The organism is Bradyrhizobium sp. MOS001 (assembly GCF_004634465.1).
Classification (GTDB): domain Bacteria; phylum Pseudomonadota; class Alphaproteobacteria; order Rhizobiales; family Xanthobacteraceae; genus Bradyrhizobium; species Bradyrhizobium barranii.
On the sequence record NZ_SPVJ01000071.1, the window covers coordinates 1 to 23,381 of the forward strand.

Below are 23,381 nucleotides of genomic sequence, written 5' to 3' on the forward strand. Positions count from 1 at the left end.
CACTATGCACTGTGTCCATTCTAAGCCTAACGGTCCGAACAAACCGCAGACTCGCAGATCACCCCGTCATCCGGTAGGTGGCCGCTGAACAGCGCTTACAATCTTTGCAGGGTCTCCACAAGCTCTCGCACCTTCATAGCGGTCGTCCAGCACGCGAAACTGTCTCAATCTTCATCGATCGCTGAGAGCATGCAATTGACCGTTGGTGCAATCGGGATCGTCCGATCCGTTGCTTTCTTGAGCTTGGTCAAGACAATTGACGTAAATGGCGGGGCCCGTCGGGCACTCATCGCCTCGGTTGCAACACAGGTGAATGCTAGTGATTCGCGCGGGTAATCCAGCGTTCGTCGGCTCGTCCAGCGATCCCTTAGAACTCACACCTTGGATCGGCCGATGATGGGTGCAAGGGCGCTTGGTGCCCATACCGGGCGCCCTTGGACTTAGATCCTAAGCTTCGTGCCAGACGCGCAGTTCGTCTTTGCGAAAGCCGCCAACGACATGATCGGATACGTCCGATGGCGGAAAAGTACGCGCCGTCTTTGCCGAAGTTGGCTTGCATGAACTCCAACGTCTGAGTTCGCACGTCGGGCCAGTGTAGAGACTAAGACTAAGCGAGCTCATCTTCTCGCTGGTTGCCGCTCCGATGCGGAGAAGTTTGCCAACGGCAGCGCCGGTCCCACCACCGCTTGAACGAATTGAGCCAAGCGGCTGTCCGGTCCTCTGAAAGGATCGTGGTGCGCTTCATTTGAGAACGAGACGAGGTTCGAGCTACGATTGCTCTTCACTCAAGTGCCTTTCGACAAACTGGCGCTCAACCTCTGTCAGGCTAGTCTGCAATAAGTGGCGATAGCGTTGAATGTTGTTGCGGTGTGCACGCGCCAAGTGGTCGTCGATCATCATCGTCTTCCTTTGACGGCTACTATCTCATTCCTTTTTGCTTCACGGGTGAGGTGCCCGTCGCTGGAGCAGAATATTTTCCACCAACGCCGAAATTCCCCTTGGCCGGGCTTTAAATCCTGGCCCTTCAATTCTTGCGCACTTAGATGACAGAAACAAGAAACGTTCGAAGGAACGTTCCCCGAATTTTTTTTCCGATCTGTGAACCATTTCACAATCGCATCCAGTGCAGGTCCAATGTCGGCTGTCGACGGTCGACCGGACGTCGAGCCGCACTTGCCTTGACCGCTGCTTCTGACCCCGAGCAGACATACCAAGCCCTGTTCATCGGGCGCGCGCTTGTTTCAGAAGGCCTAGCGCGAGGATAAGAAAGACCGGGACGATAACTACAAAGGAAAGAAACGCCGTCAGGCTTTTATGCCAAAACAAGGAGCACGTTGCTGCCGCGATGACGGTTATCGATAGGGTCGAGCCAACCAAAGCCAAGGTCTGTTTCGTACGCTTCATAGGGGGCCCAAATACGAAGACACGTGTCAGTTGCACTAACAAGCCTTAACGCCAACCAAATTGCCAGTGCCACAGAGTCCACACATGGCCCATCAGCGAAGTGGCGACACCCCTCACTGAGGTCAGCTTAGTGGGGCGTAGCGGACGAGATTTGCTCATGCTGATTTCTTCGCCTTCTGACCCTCAGTCCTCAAGCGTCGCCTACGCCGCACAGGTTATGCGGCATACCCGTAGCCTTTGCGCTCGATGAGGTTAAGCTCCGCCAGTCTCAGTAAGGTCACTTGAAGCGTGAGGCTTCTTTTCCCGACCAGCGCGATGCCAGTCAGTTCGGCCTGATTGTCCTCGTAGGTGCCCGAGACACCGATGCCCACATTCTTTGCGTTGAAAAACACGTGACTGGGTGGAGGAAAATTGTGCTGATTGAGAACAAGTTCGCCCTTAAATATACCGTCTTTGAAAGAGCACGAGCCGGTGTAGTACGTATACGGGCCGCCTCCCAACATCACCCCATCCAGAAGAACAACGACGCCGCCTGGCGGCCAATCCTCGCTATCGAACCCTTTCAGGCTGACTGAATAAAGCCCATTTTTCATTGCGCGCTGCTCCCGAGCATTCTGATCCGGATCGGCATATTCGCAAAACGGTCTCTCGCTTCAGCCAAATCGCGTATGCGACAACGAGGCTCGCAGAGGCAGCAAATAAGAACACTGCGGTAGCTCCACTCGATTGATTCATGTCAATCAGAATAAGGCCCTTTAGAGACGCCCAGCCCACCGCTATTTTATTTTCACGTATGCAGACGGCCGGCGTGGAAAGTCCCTTCCCCCCGGGGCTCTCGTTTGGCGCGGGGCGCAGCCGTCGCGCTCGATCTACAGACAGGCGCACTACAGCGACGCGACTATTGGCGGACGAGGAAGCGAAGCGAGCCGCTCGGGTTGAGGCGGCCCGAAAGATATGATCTCGCAAGTCTACCGTGCGTTCCGGATCAGCGAAGTCGGACACATCATGGGTCCGCCTGAGGTCATTGTTTGCGACACGGATGCTCAAGCTATCGAACAGGCAACAAAGCTGACCGGTCATCGCGATGATGGCATTCAGCTTTGGCACGCGAACGCCTTGTGTCCGCCTCACGCCACTGGGCTAACAGGGGATTGCGTTGTGAATGCCCCAGAAAGAGTGGCTACTAACAATACGTAGTCCCGTTCTTTCTTGATGCAGCTGTCACAATAGTTAACTAGCGTGTTCCATCATCGGCCTATCTTCGGCAGCTATCCGATGACTGTGAGCAGAAGACTCGCGCCTTTTCAGCGTGAGTAGCCATGCCCAAAAACTCTCCCAGCCCGATCTGTCCGAAATGCGGTAAGCCGATGCACTTCGTGATCGTCAAGACAGGCGGTCGCAAGTTTCGGTGTATCAGGTGCGACGACATCGATCCAATGCAGGTTCCGGACTTTCAAGCTTGGACCAACAGCGAGTTGCGCCCGCCGAAAACGACATGAAGGCCACCTGATGCAAGCGCGTTTGATTTCCCTGGCTGCGAGGCATGCCCCAAGGCGCTGCACGCCGTCCGTTCCGTGCGAAGTTCGGAAGACCCCATGAAGTCGGAGGTGTGGCACGCATGGATCGCGCGCGTAGCGCACCTGGTCGTCATGAATGTGTATGCGATCAAGATGGCGGCGGTCTTCATGATCTCCATGTCAACCGTTGTGATCTACACCGGCCTCGCGCCGCGCTGGATCGCCTTTATTGGGTACTTGCTCGCTGCGACGCTTCTGATCGGCAGCTACTACATCAGCTGGAGTTTTGCGATATTGCCCGCCTGGGTCGCCCTGATCAGCATCTATATCTTGACGGACAATCTGCGCCAAAAGCGAGCCTAGCTGCAACCAGTTCTCCTGTTTGGCGAGCTTGATTTGCATCAACAAGGCGCGCCGGAATCGTCTTAGCTTAAAATTTTCGGCTTCGCGCGCTTGTAACTGAGAGTGACCTCTATGACCGCTGCACCCAATCCGGTCTCCGGTGCAATCCGGACCTACAAGATGCTCTCCGACGGCCGCCGACAAATCAACTCGTTCCATCTCGCGGGTGATATGTTTGGGCTGGAGAACGGGACAATTCACCGCTTCACTGCCGAAGCAGTGACTCAGGCCAACGTTCGCATCACGAGCCGAAGCATAGCAAACGGGACCGTCTATCTTGAAAACGAGGCGATGAGGCAGAGGTCTCGCGAATTGTTGGCAAAGGCCTGACCTAGATCCGGTCCGGGGCTCGGTAGAACACCGAACCGGGCGGAGTTGGCAGGCTACCGCGAGGAGGGCGCGCGATAGGTTCCCGAGCGTCCTGATCAATACCCTGACTAGCTGCTTCAAACGGGCCCAGGTTAAGGGATTGGTTATCTCTTTGCTCTCATTTTCACGGCCTCATTCAGCAAGGAGGCACCATGTCAGACATCACCATTCCCGGCGGAAAAATTCGTTCCTTCGTCGAGCGGATCGAGAACTTGGACACCGAGCTGCAGGAGTTGAACGAGCAGAAGAAGGAAGTCTTTTCGGAAGCCAAAGGCGAGGGCTTCGACGTCAAGATCCTCAAGGAGATCATCAAGCTGCGCAAGCAGGACCAGGACGAGCGCGACGAGCGCGAGTCACTGCTCGATCTCTACATGCGCGCCATGGATACCGCCCCAGCAGACAAGGCTGCGAAGGCGGCGTGAGGCCCTGCAAGGATTCAGGGATCGCATCGCATGGAATTCTCCATGCGATGCGGCAACCCTGTGCCGTCCAATCATGGGAGCAGACCGCGGAAGGCACCACCGCAAAGGCGCTGAAGAACGGCAAGAAGTGCGCCTCAAAACACGAAGCGGCGTCAACGGTGTTTGCAAAATGCCGCGGACACGCTAAGTGAAAGCGCTGAAGAAGTGACGTGGCGGCAAATGCAGCAATCCTCCGAGGGGGAGCGAAGCGGCTTCCCGCTATTTATCTTGCGGCAGCGGCATTGTGGCCAATGCCTTTGACTCCGGAGCCGCGCTTGTCGACGTAAGCCTTGTTCCAGGAAAGCACTCAAGCGGCGCCGGACATCGTCAATATTCCGCACAGGCCTGCCAAGGCGTGAAGGACGAGGCCCGATCGCGACAGGCCGGCGGCCTTCGCATGGGAACGGACTGCGGTTTGTGCGTCTCGCCTCATGCGACCTCGCCAACAGCGCGCGTCGACCATCAACCCGCGATCGGGGAGGCCATAGCGCCACGATCTTGGCGCCGGCCGGCCCGAGCTTATGCGACCATCCACACGCACGTCGACTCCGGCGAGCGAGGGCAGAGGTAAACGACGTAGAAGTGGCCGTCGTGAGCCCAGTAAGACCAGATCGTCTGCATTGTCCGAGCGATGGCGGTTGGTCGGTCACCCGTCAACCTGGGAAATTTCCGGGTGAGCAACGGTTCATGCGACTTTCGGCGCACAGTAGATAACCGGAATCGCGCGCGGCGCACCTTCACGCTAGATTGCCGAGCGCACCGGGGCTGGCGATTTCAGCACCACAGGATATCTTCTTCCGGTGGGCGGCCGAGCGATCGGCAGCCATTTGCTTTCGGAGTGATCGGGTTGACTGGCACCCCGATCCGGCGGACGTCAACCCGGGAAATTTCCGGGTCAGTGACGCAATATTTGATTAGGGAATCGTCCTCACACTTTGAATCACACTTACCTCGCAATAGTTTCAGCATGCCCACTCATTGGACCGAACAGCTTCAGAATCTGATTGATCTCGCTAACGACCGAATCCGCCTGCTTGATTCCGGCGAAATGTCGACTGGTGACATCGGCCCGCCGGCGGTCGATAGCACCAGGCAGACGATCGAGGCCGAACGCGCCATGATCATGAGGTTGCAGCAGACAATCGATGCTTTGAACCGCACGGTCTCGATCAGCTGTCCGGTTCTGGTGGGGGCCAAGCGGTCCAGGTAAGACCAAATTGAGGCCCGTGACGAAGTTTGAGAGCTCTACGGTGTCGAATACGATTGGACACTTGAAGCTCGTTCACGGCTCGATGCGGGTAGCGCTCAAGTTCAACCATCTCGACTGGATCTCGATCGCTTGGCGGAGCTCGTTAGCTAACGTTTTCTGAGGCAAAGCGCGTCGACACTCGTCGAGAAAGATCGGGAATTCGTCGATCCAGACACCACGAAGGTGTTCAAGTCGTAGCAGGCGAGAGCGGCCGTTGATGTCGGACGACCAGACCGAGGCGCCGAGACCGTAGGTCGTGGCATTGGCGCGGCGGATCGCGTCGTTCTTATCGGAATATTTGATCAGCGGGAGCACGGGGCCAAACTGCTCTTCGTCGACCAGCTTCGATCCTTTCGTGAAGGCTGTGCTCGCTATCGAAAGCCCGATATCGCGGTTCAGCGCATGGCGCGATACAACTTGGCCAGGGCCAGGACGCCTTGCTCATGAAACTTGCAAGCAACCCCACGTTTTTTGGGATGCAGAAAGTCCAACCTGGGTGCGCGAAGCGCTCCCGTTCCGCCTCGAATAACGAGCTTCGTCAGGCATGGGTGCTTCTGCCGCTGCTGGCAAAGGCTGCCTTCGATGCCGGGTCGGGAATTGCGACTCTAATGCCAGATCGCGAGTGACGCTTCGGCGGGCAAAAGAAACCCAACCATGTCGATGGGATACCTTACGCGATTTCGCGGATGACATCATTGCCGTCCGTTTCGACGAACCCTGCTTCCAGAACCTCTTCGCGCTTGTGGCGCAGATGCGTGCGCAGGATGTGGGAGAGGCCGACGCCGTCGCGGCGCTGCAGCGCGTTCAGGATGGCTTCGTGCTCGCTGACGGCGAACGCCCAGCGCAGCGGCGTCATCGGCGTGACGTATCGGGCGCGGCGGATGCGTGCGGTCACTGAGGCGTAGAGCACCGTGAGCACGGGATTGCCGGCCGCAGTGACAATCGCTTCGTGGATGGCGCGGTTGCCGCGATAATACTGGATCAAATCGCCCTCGCGATAATCCTGCACCATCGCAGCGTGCGCCGCGGCGATCTCCGCGATCTCGTTATCGGTGACGCGCTCGCAGGCGAGCTCGCCGGCGAGCGCTTCGAGGCCCTGACAGACCTCGAATAGGTCGCGCATGTCCTTGTCGGTCAGCCTTGCCGCGCGCGAGCCACGATGGGGCAGGAGTTGCACCAGCCCTTCGGCGGCGAGGACCTTGAGCGCTTCGCGCAGCGGCGTGCGCGAGATCTGGAGCCGTTCGCACAGCTCGCGCTCGGGAATCCGCGCGCCCGGCGGGATTTCCCCGTCGAGCAGGATGGCGCGGATGCGACCGACGACCTCCTCATGAAGCATGGGATCCATCTCTATTTTGCATGCAAAAGCGAACTAAGCTGCGAAGGAGTTGAAGTTATAGCTTGAAAATCTAAATTTTTGCATTCAAAAATACAAAAAACAACGAGGATACGAGGAAATGGACCAAGCCGCGGAGACGGAAGACCTTCTTTTTGAACGCCAGGACGGCATCGGGCGGATCAGCTTCAACCGCCCGCAGGCGCGGAATGCCTTCACCTTCGCCATGTACGAGCGGCTCGCCGCGATCTGCGAAGAGGCCAACACCGATCACTCGATCAAGGTGCTAGTGCTGCGCGGTGCAGGCGACAAGGCCTTTGCCTCGGGCACCGACATCAACCAGTTCCGCGAATTCAAGACGCCGCAGGACGCGATCGATTACGAGAACCGGATCGATCGCGTGCTCTCCACGCTCGAGCAGTGCCGCGTGCCGACCATCGCCGCGATCAACGGGTTTTGCACTGGTGGCGGGGCGGGCATTGCCGCAGCCTGCGACCTGCGCATCGGTACCAAAAGCGCCAAGATCGGATTTCCGATCGCCCGGACGCTTGGCAATTGCCTGTCGATGTCCAATGTCAGCCGTCTCACCGCATTGATTGGCGCGGCGCGCGTCAAGGATCTGATTTTCACCGCGCGTCTCGTCGATGCCACGGAGGCCGCCAGCGTCGGGCTGCTCGGCGAGGTCGTCGATGACATCGCCGCGCTCGACAAGCGCGCCGACGAGGTCGCCCGGCTGCTGGCCGGTCACGCGCCGCTGACACTGACCGCAACCAAGCAGGCGGTCGCACGCCTGCAAAAGCGGCTGACGCGCGACGAGGGCGAAGACCTCATTCTCATGTGCTACACGAGCCAGGATTTTCGCGAAGGGCTCGATGCTTTCCTCAACAAGCGCGCGCCGCAATGGCGCGGTCGATAGGACGCCCCGATGCAAAGCGATCGATCGCAATCCACCTCACGTCGTTCGGGACCGCTGGCCGGCCTCAAGGTCGTCGATCTCACCCATGTCATGGCCGGGCCGACCTGCACCCTGATGCTCGCCGACATGGGCGCCGACGTCATCAAGATCGAGAAATCGCCGAACGGCGACGATACCCGCCATTCGGTGCCGCCGAAGATCGGCGATGAGGCGGCCTCCTTCCTGATGATGAACCGCAACAAGCGCGGCATCGTGCTGGACCTCAAGACCGAAGGCGGCAAACAGGTGCTGCGGCGGCTCATCGCAGGCGCCGACGTGTTGGTCGAGAATTTTGCGCCGGGCGCCATGGAGCGCCTCGGCTTCGGCTATGAGGCGCTACACAAGCAGCATCCAACGCTGATCTACTGCTCGCTCTCGGGTTTTGGCCGCACCGGTCCCTACAAGCACCGCCGCGGTTTCGACCTCGTCGCGCAGGCCATGAGCGGCATCATGAGCTTTACCGGCGAACGCCCCGACGGCCCGCCCGTCAAATGCGGTCCGCCGCTTTCCGACATCACCGCAGGCCTGCTCGCGAGCATGGGCATTCTGGCCGCCTACACGCACCGCCTCAAGACCGGCGAAGGGCAGTGGGTCGAGACCTCGCTCTACGAGGCCGCGCTGGTGCAAACTTACTGGCAGTCCACGATCGCGCTGGCCGCGGGCACCGCGCCGCGCGCCATGGGCTCGGCCCATCCGCTCAACGCGCCGTACCAGGCGTTCGAGGCCTCGGATGGCTGGCTCGTTGTGGGCGGCGCCAACAAGAAGCACTGGCTCTTGATGCTGGAAGCGCTTGGCGCAAGCGAACTGGCCGCCGATCCGCGCTTCGTCAACGGTGCCGACCGCATGGCGAACCTGGAGGAGCTCGAAGCGGTCCTGAGCGAGCGTTTCCGCACCAAGTCGCGGGCGCATTGGCTGGCGGCGCTGGACGAGAACGGCGTGCCGTGCGGACCCGTGCACGACATGCTGGAAGCTCTCAGCGATCCACAGACGCTGGCACGCGAGATGGTCGTCGAGGTCGAGCACTCGACGCTCGGTCCCGTCAAGACGATCGGGCTTCCCGTCAAGTTTTCGGAGACCCCAGGCAAAGTGCGCACGGGCGCGCCGGTCTATGGTGAGCATACAAGCGAGGTGCTGGCCGAGTACGGGTTCGACCAGAAGCAGATCGAAGCGCTGGCAAAAGAAGGCGCAATCGTTCTGGCCCCAGGAAGACGCGAGGAACGCGTCGCCTGACCGGACGTCGATAGGCAAATAAAGCAAAACATAAAAAGCTGGAGGAGATCATGGGTGGGACGTCAAAGCTTCTGCTGTCCGCGGCTGCAGCCGTACTTGCCGGCACCGTGCCGGCGCTCGCGGCATGGCAACCGCAAAAGCCGATCGAGTTCGTGGCCACGGCCGGGCCGGGCGGCGGCACCGACAATATCGCCCGTGCGGTGCAGAACATCATCACCAAGTACAAGCTGACGGATCAGCCGATCGTCGTCGTCAACAAGGCCGGCGGCAGCGGTGCGGAAGGCTATGTCTACGGCAAGGCGTCGGCCGGCGATCCCTACAAGGTGATCTTCGGAACGTCGAATGCCTGGCAGCAGCCGCTCGTCTCCAAGGTCGCCTTCAACTACACCGATCTGACCCCGATCGCCGCCATGGCGCAGGACGAATTCCTGCTCTGGGTCAAGCAGGACTCGCCCTACAAGACCGCAGGCGACTATCTGAAGGCCGCCGCAACGGGTGACTTCAAGATGGGTGGGGCGCAGTCAAAGGACACGGATGAAGTTCTCACCCGCATGATCGAGAAGGCCGGTCATGTGAAGCTGACCTACATCCCCTTCAAGAGTGGTGCCGAAACCGCCGTGCAGCTTGCCGGCGGACACCTCGACTCTCACGTCAACAATCCCAGCGAGAGCGTCGGGCAATGGCGCGGCGGCACGCAGCGCCCGCTTTGTGTTTTCAGCCCGAAGCGGCTGCCTCAGGGCGCCAAGGTCACCGCGACCGAAGGCTGGAGCGATGTGCCGACCTGCGTCGAGCAGGGCCTCGACATCAAGCAATATGAGCAGCCGCGGACGGTCTGGCTGCCCGGCAAGGTCACGCCGGACCAGGCTGCGTTCTACATCGACCTCATGAAGAAGGTGCAGGCGACGCCGGAATGGAAGGACTACATCGAGAAGACGTCTCAGGTGGACACGTTCCTGATCGGTGATGCCTTCGACAAGTTCATCAAGGAGGATCTCGAACACCTCAAGCAGGTTGCAGGCGAGCAGGGCTGGCTAATCAAGTGAGACGGCGAGCCGCCAGGCAATAATGTCCCATTATCCCGCGCCCGGCTGGAGCCGCTGATGATATCGCGCCGCGCTCTCGAACTATCGACCGCATTCCTCACCGGCAGCTTTGGTGTCGCGGTCGTCGTCTCCAGTCTCGACAACGGCATCGGCTGGTCGAGTACGGGGGTGGATTCCGGCACCTTCCCGTTCCTGACCGGCGTCATCATCTTGCTCGGGAGCCTCTACAATCTGGCGCGCTGCGCCCTGCCGGGTGTCACGCTCGCGAGTGTCCCGGTCGCCATCACGCCGCTCGAGCTGCGCCGGCTCGCAGGCTTGTTTGTGCCGGCAGCGGCTTTCGTTGCGGCGATACCGCTGGCCGGGATCTATCTGGCTTCGGCCGTCTATGTCTTCGCGGTGCTCGCGCTGCCGAAGCATCAATCCCTGTTTCGCTCGTCGATGATGGCAGTCGCGACCTCGTTTGGACTCTACGTGGTGTTCGAGCGCATGTTCCAGGTGTCGCTGCCGCACGGTGCGCTCGCCGCCGCATTCGGGTTCTGAGGGAGGAACGATGGACAACCTCCACGAACTCCTGCACGGCTTCACCATCGCAATCACCATGCCGCATCTGGTTCTGATGGTGATCGGCGTGCTGCTTGGCATCCTCGTCGGCGTGTTGCCGGGCCTTGGCGCACCGAACGGCGTGTCGCTTTTGCTGCCGCTGACCTTTGGCATGCAGCCGGTGTCGGCGATCATTCTGCTCTCCAGCATGTATTGGGGGGCGCTGTTCGGCGGCTCCGTGACCTCGATCCTGTTCAACATCCCCGGTGAGCCGTCGTCGGTCGCAACCACCTTCGACGGCTACCCGATGGCGCGCGACGGCCGGCCGACCACGGCGCTTGCCACCGCCTTTGGCTCGGCCGCATTCGGCGCGCTGGTCGGCGTCATCCTGATCACATTTCTCGCATCGTGGGTGGCGCAGGTCGCGCTCGCTTTCGGGCCGCCGGAATATTTCGCGGTGTATTTCCTTGCCTTTGCGAGTTTCGTCGGCATGGGCGGCGCGGCACCGATCAAGACCGTCGTGGCGCTGGCGATCGGATTTGCAATCGCCGCCATCGGCATCGACACCGTCTCAGGCAGCGTGCGCCTCACCATGGGCGTCGACGAGCTGGTGAAGGGCGTGAATTTCGTCGTCGCAGTCATGGGCCTGTTCGGCATCGGCGAGCTCCTGGTCGCCGTCGAAGAGGAGTTTCATGCCCGCGCCGTCTCATCGAAGATCGATTGGCGCGAGGTGTTTCGCGCGGTCGGGCGCCTGCCGCGGCACAGCGTTGCGTTGCTGCGCAGCGCGGCAATCGGCTGCTGGATGGGGATCACGCCGGGCGGCCCGACCGCGGCGTCCTTCATGAGTTATGGCATCGCCCGCCGTTTCTCGCGGCGCGGCCGACACTTCGGCACGGGCGAGGTCGAAGGCATCATCTCGCCGGAGACGGCAGATCATGCTGCCGGCACCAGCGCACTGCTGCCGATGCTCTCGCTCGGCATTCCCGGCTCGGCCACCGCGGCCGTGATGATGGGCGGATTGATGATCTGGGGCCTCAATCCCGGGCCGATGCTGTTCGTCGACCAGAAGGACTTTGTGTGGGGCCTGATCGCTTCGATGTATGTCGGCAATATCGTCGCCGTCGCGCTGGTGCTGCTCACCGTGCCGGTTTTCGCCGCGCTGATGCGGATTCCCTTCGTAATCATCGCGCCCCTGATCGTGATCATCTGCGTCGTCGGCGCCTATTCAGTGTCGAACTCCTATCTCGACGTGGTCATGATGCTCGGCTTCGGCGTCGTCGGCTATCTCTTCAAGAAGCTATTCTATCCGCTGGCGCCACTCGTGCTGGCGATCGTCATCGGCGACAAGGCCGAGGACGCGTTCCGGCAGTCGATGCTGATGTCCAAGGGATCGCTCGGGATATTCTTTGCCAACAAGCTGGTGACGAGCCTCGTGCTCGCCGGGATCGCCCTGCTGCTGCTTCCGCTCGTGCTGCAGATCGCACGGCTCTGGCGCAAGCCCGCATCGCCCGCCGCCAAGACGCCAAGCCAGGAAAAGGTGACCATATGACCGCAAAGCCGCTCGTTGCCCTCGCCATGGGAGACCCCGCCGGCATCAGCCCCGAGCTGACGGCAAAGCTTGTGGCGCTCGACGAGATCCGCGATCGGGCCCGGCTGGTCGTGATCGGCGGTCGGCGCATCTTCGACGAAGGCGCGCGCGTCGCCGGCGTCAAGCCGCAGTTCCGGATGGCGGTGCAGGGCGCCGACCTTCGCGCGGCGCAGGGCGATGCGCTGTTCGTCGATCTCGGCCATCTCAATCCCAAGGAGGTCGAACCGAAGACCGCGACCCCTGCGGGCGGAAAATTCGCCCTGACGAACTATCGGCACGCGCTCGAGCTCGGCCGCGACGGCCGCGTCGATGCCGTCTGCTTCACCCCGTTCAACAAGCAGGCGATGCGGTATGCTCGCGCCGATTATGACGACGAGATCGCGTTTTCGGCGGAAGTCGCGGGGCTGAAGACCCCGGCCAGCGAATTCAACGTGCTGGGCGAGCTCTGGAATGCCCGCGTCACCTCGCACATTCCGCTCAAGGACGTCGCTGCAAAGCTGTCCAGCGGGCGCATCCACCGCGCGCTCACGCTGACCGACAACTGTATGCGCAACGCCGGCTTCGCGCGTCCGCGCATCGCGGTCGCAGGGCTCAACCCGCATGCCGGCGACGGCGGTAATTTTGGCCGCGAGGAGATCGACATCATTGCGCCCGCGGTCGAAGCCGGCCAGCGCGAGGGCATCGCCGTGGAGGGTCCGTTTCCTGCCGACACCGTGTTCCTGCGCGCCAAGGCCGGCACCTTCGATGCGGTGCTGACGATGTACCACGACCAGGGTCAGATCGCGATGAAGCTGATGGGGTTCGATCGCGGCGTGACCCTGCTCGGCGGCTTCCCGTTCCCGATCTGCACGCCTGCACACGGCACCGCCTATGATATTGCCGGGCAGGGCATTGCGTCCATCAGCGCGAGCCGCGCAGCGCTGCTGCTCGCTGTGGAAATGACTGGCCGTCGCTCCGCCTGACCTAGGGCAGCATTGATCAGACGTAGCGCGCCCGCGTCCTATCGAACGGGCCGAGCGTCGGCGGCCTTGAGCGACGCATATTTGGGGCCCAGCCTGCTACGTCGTTCTTCGGTCACGTCGCCGATCCGGCGGGGTCTTCCTTTTCTCCTGTCGCGACGATCTTCAGTGCGCCGTCCGGCAACGGTCGCTGCAGCGCCTTGGCCTCCTCCCAGGGCGCGCGCATCCAGATTTCATACTCCTCGATAGTAGTGAGGATTGCCGGCATCGCTTTCGGATGTACCTTTTTTGACCTCGTCGTTGGGGTCGCTCGAGCGGATTGCTTGTCCGAGCGCTACCCAAAGACGGCGACGCACCGAAGTCATCGCTTCCGCCAAATGGCAAGTCAGTGCCGGCGGTGAGCCCCGAGGGCGGAGGGGCACGTCCTGAGCCTTTCGAATATTGCCCAAGTTAGGACAGGCAATATTCTCAAACGGCCGGAACGATTGATCTTGGGACTTCTTGGTCCTCCGCAATCGGAGATCTTATCTTCGAGAACCAAGCCCACTGACCGGTCGACATTTTGCCCCAATGCCCGGCGGAAGGCTTAGCGGCCTCAGATGCCCCCGCACTGAGGCCGTTGCCTTGGCCGAGGCGACGGTGTTCACGTGGTGCGAAAAACGACTTGAAGAACTGCTTCAGGAACATCGCGAGCAGCCTGTGCCTTGACTAACGGATCCGGTCGAACTTGGCGTCGCCTCGAAGGTGTCAGCGCTACAAGTGCCCTCTAACTGACACCTCGACGATAGAGCGGGAATGAAAATCTCGTGCCCGATAAACATCAGTGCTTCCCGCTTCCCTTCTGGTCCATGACAGACAAGGTCGTCACCGCCTAGGTCTTTCCCGACACCGCTTCGGCCTCGATAGCCGCGACAAGCTCGGGCGCAAGGTGCGCGGACAAACGCTGAATGATGTTGAGTAGCTGCAAGATTTCTTGCTCACGCAAGGCGTCAATCTTGTTGTGCAGCAATTCGATCTCGAGTTCAGCCTTCACATTTATTCGGTAGTCGTGTTCTGCGTGCCTGCGGTCAATCTCGGATTGACGGTTCTGGCTCATCATGATGATGGGCGCTGCGTAGGCTGCTTGGAAAGAAAGAACCAAGTTCAGCAAGATGAAGGGATAAGGGTCCCAATGGTTGATGAACGCTATCATGTTCAGAATGATCCAAATGCCAAGTAGGACGCTTTGGATGATGATGAAGCGCCAAGAACCAACTGTTTCAGCAACCCGGTCGGCAAGCATCGCGCCCGGCGTCAGTGCGAGCTTGGGTACGTTGCGGGCTGGCTTTTGTGCCCGAAGTTCTCGCAACCGCTCCTGATCTTCGGGACTTAGGTGCACTTTGTGGCCTTGCTCGTTGGTCATTCGTTGCATCCACAGTTAAGAGGGTATGACGATCCGGTACGGACCGCTTTGGGATGGGAAGCAGAAGAAGTGTACTGCGTTGACGCGAAAGCGGAGAACTGTGGGCGACTTGCCTTTGGTCTATCTGGTTCAGCGCGACGATGAAGCGGATGCAAGTGGTCCCGTCACTCGTGGATCATTTCCGCCGGGGAGATGATTTCGAAGTAACACCTTATCGGCGGACTGGGGCAACCTCGTTGACGAACGAGATTATCGCGACTTGCTGCACCGATGCTACGTTCCGGACGACATCCCAAGTTAGCGGCTAAGAGCGCCAAGAAAACTCTCGCGCCACGCCGCAATGCTATTGCGGCGTAGTACCGCCATCATGGTCCGCCAACGCTCGCATCGCTCCCCAAGTGGCATCCCCAGCGCTGTCTGCAATGCTTCGGCGACGGCGTCGGGGTCATACGGGTTGGCGATCACGGCAGCGTCGAGTTCATAGGCCGCGCCGGCGAAGGGTGAGAGAATGAGCACGCCGGGATCATCGGGGTCCTGTGCAGCGACATACTCCTTGGCAACCAGGTTCATTCCGTCGCGCAACGGAGTGACAAGAGCGACGCGACTGAGCCGAAAGAAGCCAGCGAGCGAGCGCTGCGAAAAGCTCCTGTTCAAATACTGGATCGGTGCCCAATCGAGTTCCGCGAAGCGACCGGCCACGTCGCCTGCCAGCGCACCGAGCCTCTGCCGCAGCGCACGGTATTCAGGAACGTCGCTGCGCGTTGCGGTGGCGATCTGCAGGAAGCGGACGTGGTTGCGGTACGCGGGATAGCCGTCGAGAAAGGCGGCGAACGCTTTGAACCGGTGCTCGAGTCCCTTACTGTAATCGAGCCGGTCAACCCCAATGATGAGCTTGCGCCCCCGGAGACTCTCCTGCAGCCGGCGTGCCGTTCGGGATTTCACAGCGCGACCGGCCATGTCGGCGATGGCTTCAGTATCGATACCAATCGGGAAGGCGCCGGCGCGTAGATCCCGATCGAAGGCGTGAACGTGGCCATCGGACGAAACCTTGCCGCCTGCGCGGCGAAGGATGGCGTCATGGAAGGCGGTCAAATCCTCCACCGTCTGGAAGCCGACGAGATCGTAAGCGCACAGTGATTTCAGCAGGTCGCTGTAGTGAGGAAGGGTCGCCAGCACCCCCAACGCCGGAAACGGCGTATGCAAGAAGAACCCGATCCGTTGTGTGGCCCCGGCGCGGCGAAGTTCCTCGGCCATCGGGATCAGATGGTAGTCATGCACCCAGACGAGGTCACTCGGCCTGAGCAGGGGCGCGAGGGCGTCGGCGAGCAGGGCGTTCACCCGTCGATAGGCGGCCAAGTCCCGGCGGGTAAAGTTCATGAGGTCAAGGCGATAGTGGAATAAGGGCCACAGTGCCGCGTTGGAGAAGCCGCTGTAGTAGCCGTCATGGTCCGCGCGGGTAAGATCGACGGTAGCGTACGTCACTCCCTCGGTCTCAAAAACGTTCGGCTCTGGTGTTGTTTCTCCAAGCTTGCCACTCCACCCGAACCATAAGCCTCCAGCCTGATGCAGAGCGTCGACGAGGCCGGTCACAAGCCCGCCGCTGCGCTGCGCAGCTTCCCCCGGCAAGGCGACACGGTTGGAGACGATGACCAAGCGGCTCAAGCGGGTTCCCTCCGCACTGTCAGGGTTGCGTCAAGCCCAGCCGCCAAAAGATCTCGGCGAACACGGCACCGCAAATGATCGAGCGGTGACATCGCCGGAGCCCACATTCGCCTCGGTCCTCTCGCGAAAATCCACAAGTCCTTCTACCGGAACCGATGGTCCCGTCATCAGGCAATCTGGGCGCTTGAGGTCGGTCGCGACGCATGGACATTGAGCTGCAAGATCAGGGTGTTACTTGTAAAATACATAAATCCTCTCGCGGTAGATACTCTAGCGACGAGCTGGATTGTTGGGCGCTGTCTAAAGCTGATCTTCGCCAGGATTGCGTCGGCAGACGCCCCGGGTGTGCCTTTCGATCTCAGCCAGTGCGGCGTCGAGCGAGGCGTGCGGCCCCCGCTGTATGCCGGCCATAGTTTCCGAGGCGTGGCCCCCCCCCGGATAGATCATGAATTGACGGGGAGCGCTTGCCGTGATGCGCCCCATCGAGCGGCCGAGCAGGTCCGTCAGCTGCCAAACCGTGCCTCCCTCTGCGGGTGTAACGATCACATCCATGGTGAACCTTGAGTCTGTACGCCGCGCGAACAAACCGTTGCACTAACCGATGGGCGAACTACCGAGTTCCGCGGCCGCGGCATTCTCGGTACTGGAAGGATTGGCGCTTCGGATCGCCCCGCGATCGAGCGAATGGCGCTTAATGCCGACATGTGCGACTACGGGCTCCACGAGGCCCTGATCGAGCTATACCTGAACGGCCGCAACCCCCTGCCGCTGCCCGGCGTCACGTTCAACCCGCCGCCGGCCAGGCCGCGACATCCCGGCGACAAGGCCTATACCGAGGCTCAGGCGTCGCTGCTCGCGATGGTCGGCGAGGAGCCTGCGTAAATTACGTTTTGGCTGGGTAAAGGGGGTTTTCCACCGCTCCGTCACAGCGACACTCGCTATAACCTTCCATGAAAAAAGAAGTGACTGGGGGTGTCCCGTTTTGGGTCAGTGCCTGCGTGCGATTGAAGCGCCACGGCGCACGGCGGACTACGGCGGACATTCCCATATGATTAGCGAAGACGCGTACTACAGATCAATAGAGAAGTCCGCCGTGTTGGCCGTGGTGCGCCGTAGGCCCTTTTCTTTTTCATGGACTCTTACTTCCACTTTGAGTGGGCAGGCGCACTCCATCCAATTGAGCAATACGTCTCGGTCGTAACAAGAACACCGGTCCAAAGCGAAAAAGGCCTCGGGGGATCCCCGAGGCTTGAAATTGTGTGCTGCGAGAATGCAGTAGCTAGTAGCTGTCCGGCCCGCTTCTCTTCAGGGCGGCGGTGCTGTCTGGTGCCCAGTAGCGGTTACCTTTCGAGTCCTTGCTGAGGCGAACCCAGCCAATGCGCTCAAGAATCGCGGCAATCCTGTTCTGGTCCGCTCGAGTGATCTTCGCGACATCTAATCGAAGCGCGTCTCGCGCGATCTCCCAGATCATGGCTTTGCCAATGGTCTTGCAGTGAGAGACGATCAAATCTTCCCATACGTCGGCGTCGTACCGAGCTTCCTGGCGAGGCGCAATACGCTCTCTCTCAAAGTCGCTGTCAGGCCACCATTTTTTATCGCGATGGTATTCTGCCGTGGCCTGCGCAAAGAGTTGATCACGATCAGCCTTGAGAGCATCGGTATCGATTGACGTCGTGGTCACGGGCCAGAAGCGACGAGCGCCGGTTTCATCTCTCAAATAGGTTGACTTGTTCGTGGTGCCGATGAAGACGCACTGCCGCTTTTGCTCGGTTTCAAGACGGTCGTACGGCCGACGATAAACCTCGCTCTCGCGGGTGATAAATTCCTTGAGCTTGTTTGAATCCGCCTTGCTCATTGCGCTGAGCTCGCCGATCTCGATCAGCCATTTGCCACTCAAATGCATGAGGAGATCCTTGCCGCCGTTGGCGACATCGGGCAAACAATCGGAAAACCATTCGCCGCCCAGAATCTTGCATACGGTCGACTTGCTGATACCTTGCTGTCCTTCCAAAATCAGCATGTAGTCGGATTTGCAGCCAGGCTGGAAAATTCTAGCGACCATGGAAATCATGAACAGACGGCCAACTTGCGCGGCATAGTCCGATTGTTCTGCCCCGCAGTAATAGGACAGCCAGGACGATAGGCGATCACGGCCATCCCAAATCAACTGATTCAGGTAGTCCCGCACCGGGTGAAAGGCGAGTTTCCTGGCGACACGCTGGGCGGCGTCATACACCGTATCTCTTCCAACACGGCGCATCCCCGAAAACTGGAGCCATTCCTGAATAGCCGTCAAATCGACATCGGAAAGGGGGTGGCGCTTCCAATGAGGATCATTGGACATCGGTCCATCGTAAATCGGGATGGGCCTGCAGACGTACGTAGCCTGCATCATTTCGTCGTATCTCAAGAGACCAACGAGTTCAGGCGCGTTGCGCATCACAAGGGCGACGTTCGCAACATTGGGAATGATGCGACCCTTCTCGTCGACGATGCACTTGCTAAGCCAGGAAGTCGCGTTTCGCGACGGCCGGGACGACGGCTCCATTTTTCGCACCGACAACAGGTTTTTGACGGTCATTGCGCCGCCCTCCATGCGTCGTTGAAGTCCTTTCCAACCTTCGAAGCGATAATGGTGACCGCGAGACCGGCTTCGAGAAAGCGGTTCGAGCAGATCGCGACGTCTGGCGGACTCGTCTGATCGTTTTCTTCAAGGATGACGAGTTCGCTCAATGACTTGAGCACGGGAAACGACTTAACCGATCCACTGGAGCCGAGTGCCCATGCAGGCGAATAGCCAGCGGCACGCGCGGACAACACGGACTCGACGCCTTCTCCGATCGTAAGACAGCTCGTTGCCTTATCGAATTGGATTGCCGCGCCGCTGGCTCGACCGAGGTTCTTCCGGCTGACCTTCTTGTTGTCCTTAGGATCGAGCCAGGTACGAAGAATGCCACAGGGCTCGGCCGTGTCGATCGAACGCCAAAGGCAAACCATGGCGGGCAAATGCGTGTGGTGGTCGAAGTACAGCTTCGGGTGAAAACGGATGGAGTTGCCGGCCAATTCCGGCGGGAGGGCAAGGCCGCGATGATCGCTGAGATAGTGTTCGACAGCGGTACCGATCGGGTTGGTGCTCTCATCCCAAATCTTTAGAGCGAGGCTCTTCAACTTAGCCTGATCTGGCACCTGAGATTTAGCTGCCTGTTGCCAGTTACGCGCGCTTGCGGAGCGCCAATCAGGAAGCCCGAGCCGCTGGCGAACGTAGTCGCGGCACAACATGGGGTCGTCATTTGCATGGCTGTGTACGACAAAGCCCTCCGGCGCATCCGGCGCGACCTTGATGGAAAGCGAGCGATCTGCAGGACTGTGGCCCGGTCCAGGAACGTTGACCGTGTCGGTCCCCGTCACCTGTCCCCCAAGAGCAGCCGCAATTTGATGCACGTCGAGCATCATGTCTCCACGATCGGGTGGCAAGACAACTTCCAGGTGGCGGCGTTAACCAAGTCGATCAACGAGGCGCGCCCCCTTGCTGCACTGATACCCGGGTCTTTATTCATCTGATCCAAACGACGTGCTTGCTATTCTGAGGGCGTGATTTGTGACTTCGATTCAGGCTCGCCCGAAAACTTGGAATGCTGCACTTCATTTTTTCATGGACGACGATGGTCCTTTAGTCGGGCGATCACCATGCTGGGACATAGGCGGGGACAAGCGGGATAAGGCGCCGAACGGACGCATGGAGCCGCGGCTGACCGTTCGCCACCAAAAATCGTCAGCAAACCCACGTTGGCTCCCGTCGCGCCTCTAAGCGCGTTTGCCGGGCCGTGCGAATGGCTGTGGAAAACCTAGAAGCGGCACGGTGGTGGACGGAGAAGGGAGCCCGGACTCGTGGCTTCGGCGTTTCTAGGCCGCGCGCCCAGAACACGGATAACAGAGACCATACGTTCCTGACCGACTGACATAGTCTTCGCCGACGAGAAACGTTACGCGCCCCGACCTTTCAGTCACTCGCCAGGCCGTCGAGGGAATTCCCCGATCTTTGCATCAAGCGAGGGGGCAAGAAGCTCCAGCGCGGTGGCGCGATCACATGTCGCCGTCCTCTACGTCGCCGATCCGGCGGAATCTTCCTTTATGTTGCGGGCGAGACCCGTAGTGGGCCGTCCGGCATCGGGCGCTGCAACTCCAGTGCCTCACCCGCTGGCTCGGTCCGCGGTCACCGGCGAGATGATGCTCACGCGGATGATCAAGAACTGCCTTGTAGGCATCGTTATCGACGAAGCGATTCGGGATGCCGGCTTCATCCGTGGGGGCAGACGTTTCCCGTGTACGCGGCGGGCGTTACCCATCGCGGCCTTACAAGAATGGTCCTGGCGAGATCAATGTCTCGGTAGCGATTGACGGCATGGCAATTGAGCCGGGGGATCTCATTGTCGGCGACGACGACGGCCTTCTTGGGGTCTCGTTTGACGATGTCGACGAGGTGCTGAAGGGCGCCACGGCCAAGTATCAGGCTGAGCAAAAGCAGATTGAGAACATAAAGGCGGGCTCACGATGCGTCTTGGGTGGACAGGGCGCTTCGCGACTTGAATTGTTGGCGTGTCGACTGATCGCTGGGGTCGGAGGGCGAGGCAGCGGACTTTAGCGCAGCTGAGCGCGGTCTCGACTTCGATTTCTGTAAGCCCGGTATTCGGCCTACGGGGAAGCCATCGCGCTAAAATATCCCTTTGGCGGGCCAGGCGCGCCAGCCACGTCTGATGAACAGCCAAAAGCGCCGAACCCGAAATCACATGATTTCGCCAGGAAACGGCGATGACAGTTTGATGGTCTGGTTCAATGCGAGAACGTCTTGCGCAGGTCCTCTATCTGAGCCTCGTCTAGAACGTTGTGCGGCACGTTCTTTAAGATGTGCATCAGCTTCGCAGTTTCCTCCAGCTCCTCCGCGGCGAATACGGCGCTTCGTAGATCCGGACCAGCTACAACGGGACCATGGTTTGCGAGCAGAACCGCACTCACTGCTCCTTTCAACGCATGTATCATGGTGCCCATGGCGGGATCTCCGGGCTTTACATAGGGCAAGCGTTTCACACGGCCGACGCGCATAACGACGTATGGTGTAATCGGTTTAATGCAGTCGTCCGGATCGATCGCAGATTGGCACGATATCGCTGTAGCGAATGGCGAATGCAGGTGTACAACAGCTCCTGTTCGGGCGCGCGTCTCGTAGAATGCCGTGTGTAGAAACACTTCCTTTGAGGGTTTGTCGCCGGAAACATGATTGCCTCTTGAATCCAGTTTGGCGATCCTGGCGGGGTCGAGAAGTCCGAGGCAGGAATTCGTTGGCGTGATAAGTATGCCGTCCGAGACTGCGACGCTAATGAGCATGTTAGCTTCGTCGCCGGAAGCTAACCTTGGTTGCCCAGGCTACTCAGCCGGCACTGGGTCTTCCTTCACGCCGCGGGCGACGATCCTAAGCGCACCGTCCGGCAACGGCCTCTGCAGTTCGAGCGCTTCATCCGCCGGTGCGGTCATCCAGATCTCGACCTCTTCGGGCGTTGTCAGGATTACGGGCATCGCCTTTGGGTGGATGGCGAAAACCTTCGCATTCGCCTCTGTCGTCAGGAACGCATAGAGGTCATTGGTGGTCTCGCCTTCCTTGACCTTCCTGACCGACGTCCAATTGGTCCAGATGCCGGCGAAGCAAGCCAGCGGGCGGGTCTCGTCGAGCGCGAACCAGATGTCGCCGCCCTCGGCCTTGTTGAACTCGCTGAAGCTGTTGAACGGCACCACGCACCGGTGCTCCGGACCCAACCAGCGCGTCCAGTGTTTGCTCTTCACGTTGCGGATGTTGGTCGTCCCGCCGTCGGGCTCCATCCGGAGCAATTCCTTGAAGTCGACCTCCTTGCCCTTGGCTTGTAGTTTCTCGGCACGCTTCTTCGTTGCGTCCATGAGCGCCTTGGATGAAGACGGCATGCCCCATCGGGCAGTCGTAAGCTCGCGGCAGTCGGCGCCGGCGCGGACGATCGGCGCCTTGTAGTCTGGAAACACGCCAGGCATCGGCGCGAGGTTGCCGACATAACGATTGACCACGCGGAACAGCGCGCTGATGGCGGCCTGGTTGGTGGTGATCGAGCAGAGGTTACACATCGTCAGGTCTCCGCAGCGGCCTGGCGAGGGCGCTGCGCCAATTGTAGCAGCGTGGCCGCCGGGCGGCGATTAGCCTTGGCGCATTTGCTGCATCGGAGCCGACTCGCTAGGTCGTGGATGAGCGTGGTCGGCGGGTGCCGCAGCGTGGCCAGATCGACGTCGCGCTTCGACTTGCAGCGGGCGCACTCGATCTCAAGCCATGGGTAGCCGCCGTTAACTGCCTGGTCGAGCGCCGGCGACGGATCAATCGGGCCGCCGTCGGCCCACATGCGCTCGTTCCAAGACTCGCAGAGTAGTTTGTCGGCCTGCCTGATCAGGGCCTCGCCCTTCGCTCGGGTCTCGGCGGCTTGAGCCGCCAGAATCGTAGTCATCGCACGTGCCCGGCCGAGCTCCTTGGCGAGCGCTTTGCGGTCGCCGCCGCTCAGGGGCGTTGGGTGATGCTTCGGTGCCATGGTAGCATCCAGCTCCGGACGCCAGCGACTATTCAAACGCAGGCCAGCAGCCGTCTTCTTCATGACGACCGGTTCGTTGGGTGCAGGTATTGTCCAGCAACCGATGACCGACATCTTTCCAAAGTGCGTCCGGACCATAGAGGCGGACGGCGTCAACCTTCTGAATCTCGACGATTCTCGCACAGCGGCGGCATCCGACTCTCAGAATATGTTGGTCTTCCTCAGGTGGAGCGACGCTCCGGCCGGTGGCGGCCGAGCCTCGGCACGCGGATCCTCCAGGAGCGCCTGCCAGTATTCCGCCGGTAAATCCGCGTCGGGGGCCAATCCGGGCTTCTGCGGCGCGTGTCTGCTTAGGTGTCGGTCATGCGCCAGCTCGCGGGTCGGTCCATTATGCCCACATAGAACATAACATGAACATTGGGGTCGAGACCCGGCGTCAAAAATATCCTCTCCGAGGGTCGTCTATGCTGTCGGAACCATGCCTTGCCGTTCGTCTTGAATCCAAGCCGCCCAAACTGGAGTTCTGCGTACCATGGCCCCGCGCGCCAACTGGAAAGGCTTCTTGCGTCTGTCGCTCGTCACCTGTCCGGTGGCTCTCTACCCGGCGACATCGGAATCCGAGAAAATCTCGTTCAATCAGCTCAATCGAGCGACCGGTCACCGGATCAAGT

At 60.2% G+C, this 23,381-nt stretch carries 19 protein-coding genes and 5 pseudogenes; 13 read left to right on the top strand and 11 right to left on the bottom strand.

The window, feature by feature from the left end; translation table 11 throughout:
• Positions 1–1,619: 1,619 nt before the first annotated feature.
• Positions 1,620–1,997 carry a GrlR family regulatory protein gene (locus CT676_RS40460; protein ID WP_135217001.1) on the bottom strand — a complete coding sequence of 126 codons (378 nt, stop codon included), beginning with the start codon at positions 1,995–1,997 and terminating at the stop codon, positions 1,620–1,622.
• Between the two features lie 1,002 nt (positions 1,998–2,999).
• Between CT676_RS40460 and CT676_RS40465 the strand changes: the two genes are divergently transcribed.
• The 3 genes and pseudogenes from CT676_RS40465 to CT676_RS40475 all read left to right on the top strand — a co-directional run bounded on the left by CT676_RS40465 (position 3,000) and on the right by CT676_RS40475 (position 4,114).
• A complete protein-coding gene (locus CT676_RS40465; protein ID WP_135217002.1) occupies positions 3,000–3,284 on the top strand; it encodes a hypothetical protein in 285 nt (94 codons plus the stop codon).
• A 132-nt stretch (positions 3,285–3,416) separates the two neighbouring features.
• Positions 3,417–3,566: pseudogene (locus CT676_RS40470) on the top strand (transcriptional regulator); the annotation flags it as partial.
• A 278-nt stretch (positions 3,567–3,844) separates the two neighbouring features.
• Positions 3,845–4,114, top strand: coding sequence for a DUF2312 domain-containing protein (locus CT676_RS40475; RefSeq protein ID WP_063982741.1), 270 nt, complete (start codon positions 3,845–3,847; stop codon positions 4,112–4,114).
• A 1,321-nt stretch (positions 4,115–5,435) separates the two neighbouring features.
• Here CT676_RS40475 and CT676_RS45715 read toward each other — a convergent pair.
• Positions 5,436–5,753, bottom strand: a pseudogene (locus CT676_RS45715) (aldehyde dehydrogenase family protein); the annotation flags it as partial.
• A 319-nt stretch (positions 5,754–6,072) separates the two neighbouring features.
• Entirely contained in the window at positions 6,073–6,738 is a 666-nt protein-coding gene (locus tag CT676_RS40485; protein WP_193560937.1) for a GntR family transcriptional regulator, read from the bottom strand.
• A 118-nt stretch (positions 6,739–6,856) separates the two neighbouring features.
• Here CT676_RS40485 and CT676_RS40490 point away from each other — a divergent pair, with 118 nt between their 5' ends.
• The 6 genes from CT676_RS40490 to CT676_RS40515 are packed head-to-tail and all read left to right on the top strand — an operon-like array spanning position 6,857 to position 13,053.
• Positions 6,857–7,651 carry an enoyl-CoA hydratase/isomerase family protein gene (locus tag CT676_RS40490; protein ID WP_135217004.1) on the top strand — a complete coding sequence of 265 codons (795 nt, stop codon included), beginning with the start codon at positions 6,857–6,859 and terminating at the stop codon, positions 7,649–7,651.
• Between the two features lie 9 nt (positions 7,652–7,660).
• Positions 7,661–8,920, top strand: a complete 1,260-nt coding sequence (locus CT676_RS40495; protein ID WP_135217005.1) for a CoA transferase — start codon at positions 7,661–7,663, stop codon at positions 8,918–8,920.
• 50 nt (positions 8,921–8,970) lie between these two features.
• Complete coding sequence (locus tag CT676_RS40500; protein WP_135217006.1) at positions 8,971–9,963, top strand: tripartite tricarboxylate transporter substrate-binding protein; 993 nt, start codon at positions 8,971–8,973, stop codon at positions 9,961–9,963.
• Between the two features lie 57 nt (positions 9,964–10,020).
• Positions 10,021–10,503, top strand: a complete 483-nt coding sequence (locus CT676_RS40505; protein WP_135217007.1) for a tripartite tricarboxylate transporter TctB family protein — start codon at positions 10,021–10,023, stop codon at positions 10,501–10,503.
• Positions 10,504–10,513: 10 nt separating this feature from the next.
• Positions 10,514–12,052, top strand: coding sequence for a tripartite tricarboxylate transporter permease (locus CT676_RS40510; protein WP_135217008.1), 1,539 nt, complete (start codon positions 10,514–10,516; stop codon positions 12,050–12,052).
• A complete protein-coding gene (locus CT676_RS40515; protein WP_135217009.1) occupies positions 12,049–13,053 on the top strand; it encodes a 4-hydroxythreonine-4-phosphate dehydrogenase PdxA in 1,005 nt (334 codons plus the stop codon). Before CT676_RS40510 ends, CT676_RS40515 begins: the two co-directional genes overlap by 4 nt.
• Positions 13,054–13,165: 112 nt before the next feature.
• Here CT676_RS40515 and CT676_RS40520 read toward each other — a convergent pair.
• The 3 genes and pseudogenes from CT676_RS40520 to CT676_RS40530 all read right to left on the bottom strand — a co-directional run.
• A pseudogene (locus CT676_RS40520) lies at positions 13,166–13,336 on the bottom strand (SOS response-associated peptidase); the annotation flags it as partial.
• Positions 13,337–13,921: 585 nt separating this feature from the next.
• Entirely contained in the window at positions 13,922–14,452 is a 531-nt protein-coding gene (locus CT676_RS40525; RefSeq protein WP_135217010.1) for a DUF1003 domain-containing protein, read from the bottom strand.
• A gap of 297 nt (positions 14,453–14,749) precedes the next feature.
• Positions 14,750–16,114, bottom strand: a complete 1,365-nt coding sequence (locus CT676_RS40530; RefSeq protein WP_135217011.1) for a trehalose-6-phosphate synthase — start codon at positions 16,112–16,114, stop codon at positions 14,750–14,752.
• A gap of 684 nt (positions 16,115–16,798) precedes the next feature.
• Here CT676_RS40530 and CT676_RS40540 point away from each other — a divergent pair.
• Positions 16,799–16,996 carry a hypothetical protein gene (locus CT676_RS40540; RefSeq protein WP_135217013.1) on the top strand — a complete coding sequence of 66 codons (198 nt, stop codon included), beginning with the start codon at positions 16,799–16,801 and terminating at the stop codon, positions 16,994–16,996.
• Positions 16,997–17,393: 397 nt separating this feature from the next.
• Here the strand turns inward: CT676_RS40540 and CT676_RS40545 are convergent, their stop codons facing one another.
• Together CT676_RS40545 and CT676_RS40550 are read right to left on the bottom strand one after the other, a co-directional pair.
• The gene (locus CT676_RS40545; RefSeq protein ID WP_244623466.1) at positions 17,394–18,695 is read right to left on the bottom strand and encodes a virulence-associated E family protein; all 1,302 of its coding nucleotides are present in this window, start codon (positions 18,693–18,695) and stop codon (positions 17,394–17,396) included.
• Complete coding sequence (locus CT676_RS40550) at positions 18,692–19,567, bottom strand: toprim domain-containing protein (RefSeq protein WP_244623468.1); 876 nt, start codon at positions 19,565–19,567, stop codon at positions 18,692–18,694. The genes CT676_RS40545 and CT676_RS40550 overlap by 4 nt, the downstream gene beginning before the upstream one ends.
• An 835-nt stretch (positions 19,568–20,402) precedes the next feature.
• On the opposite strand from CT676_RS40550, the pseudogene CT676_RS45720 reads away from it, so the two are divergent.
• A pseudogene (locus tag CT676_RS45720) lies at positions 20,403–20,509 on the top strand (hypothetical protein); the annotation flags it as partial.
• 7 nt (positions 20,510–20,516) lie between these two features.
• The gene (locus CT676_RS45725; protein WP_244623470.1) at positions 20,517–20,756 is read left to right on the top strand and encodes a hypothetical protein; all 240 of its coding nucleotides are present in this window, start codon (positions 20,517–20,519) and stop codon (positions 20,754–20,756) included.
• Positions 20,757–20,944: 188 nt separating this feature from the next.
• Here the strand turns inward: CT676_RS45725 and otnC are convergent.
• From otnC to CT676_RS40570, 3 genes and pseudogenes are all read right to left on the bottom strand, one after another.
• A pseudogene (otnC, locus tag CT676_RS40560) lies at positions 20,945–21,505 on the bottom strand (3-oxo-tetronate 4-phosphate decarboxylase); the annotation flags it as partial.
• Positions 21,506–21,535: 30 nt separating this feature from the next.
• On the bottom strand, positions 21,536–22,258 hold the full coding sequence (locus tag CT676_RS40565) for an SOS response-associated peptidase family protein (protein ID WP_135217015.1): 723 nt from the start codon (positions 22,256–22,258) through the stop codon (positions 21,536–21,538).
• A 2-nt stretch (positions 22,259–22,260) separates the two neighbouring features.
• Positions 22,261–22,710, bottom strand: coding sequence for a hypothetical protein (locus tag CT676_RS40570; protein ID WP_135217018.1), 450 nt, complete (start codon positions 22,708–22,710; stop codon positions 22,261–22,263).
• Between the two features lie 532 nt (positions 22,711–23,242).
• Between CT676_RS40570 and CT676_RS40580 the strand changes: the two genes are divergently transcribed.
• On the top strand, positions 23,243–23,381 hold a 139-nt coding region (locus tag CT676_RS40580; protein ID WP_343287574.1), incomplete at its 3' end, for a Ku protein.

What these genes read in the sequence shown, in the direction of transcription:
- CT676_RS40460 (WP_135217001.1), bottom strand. Translation starts at nt 1,997, where the DNA reads ATGAAAAATGGGCTTTATTCAGTCAGCCTGAAAGGGTTCGATAGCGAG.
- CT676_RS40465 (WP_135217002.1), top strand. Translation starts at nt 3,000, where the DNA reads ATGAAGTCGGAGGTGTGGCACGCATGGATCGCGCGCGTAGCGCACCTG.
- CT676_RS40475 (WP_063982741.1), top strand. Translation starts at nt 3,845, where the DNA reads ATGTCAGACATCACCATTCCCGGCGGAAAAATTCGTTCCTTCGTCGAG.
- CT676_RS40485 (WP_193560937.1), bottom strand. Translation starts at nt 6,738, where the DNA reads ATGCTTCATGAGGAGGTCGTCGGTCGCATCCGCGCCATCCTGCTCGAC.
- CT676_RS40490 (WP_135217004.1), top strand. Translation starts at nt 6,857, where the DNA reads ATGGACCAAGCCGCGGAGACGGAAGACCTTCTTTTTGAACGCCAGGAC.
- CT676_RS40495 (WP_135217005.1), top strand. Translation starts at nt 7,661, where the DNA reads ATGCAAAGCGATCGATCGCAATCCACCTCACGTCGTTCGGGACCGCTG.
- CT676_RS40500 (WP_135217006.1), top strand. Translation starts at nt 8,971, where the DNA reads ATGGGTGGGACGTCAAAGCTTCTGCTGTCCGCGGCTGCAGCCGTACTT.
- CT676_RS40505 (WP_135217007.1), top strand. Translation starts at nt 10,021, where the DNA reads ATGATATCGCGCCGCGCTCTCGAACTATCGACCGCATTCCTCACCGGC.
- CT676_RS40510 (WP_135217008.1), top strand. Translation starts at nt 10,514, where the DNA reads ATGGACAACCTCCACGAACTCCTGCACGGCTTCACCATCGCAATCACC.
- CT676_RS40515 (WP_135217009.1), top strand. Translation starts at nt 12,049, where the DNA reads ATGACCGCAAAGCCGCTCGTTGCCCTCGCCATGGGAGACCCCGCCGGC.
- CT676_RS40525 (WP_135217010.1), bottom strand. Translation starts at nt 14,452, where the DNA reads ATGACCAACGAGCAAGGCCACAAAGTGCACCTAAGTCCCGAAGATCAG.
- CT676_RS40540 (WP_135217013.1), top strand. Translation starts at nt 16,799, where the DNA reads ATGGCGCTTAATGCCGACATGTGCGACTACGGGCTCCACGAGGCCCTG.
- CT676_RS40545 (WP_244623466.1), bottom strand. Translation starts at nt 18,695, where the DNA reads ATGACCGTCAAAAACCTGTTGTCGGTGCGAAAAATGGAGCCGTCGTCC.
- CT676_RS40550 (WP_244623468.1), bottom strand. Translation starts at nt 19,567, where the DNA reads ATGATGCTCGACGTGCATCAAATTGCGGCTGCTCTTGGGGGACAGGTG.
- CT676_RS45725 (WP_244623470.1), top strand. Translation starts at nt 20,517, where the DNA reads ATGGCAATTGAGCCGGGGGATCTCATTGTCGGCGACGACGACGGCCTT.
- CT676_RS40565 (WP_135217015.1), bottom strand. Translation starts at nt 22,258, where the DNA reads ATGTGTAACCTCTGCTCGATCACCACCAACCAGGCCGCCATCAGCGCG.
- CT676_RS40570 (WP_135217018.1), bottom strand. Translation starts at nt 22,710, where the DNA reads ATGGCACCGAAGCATCACCCAACGCCCCTGAGCGGCGGCGACCGCAAA.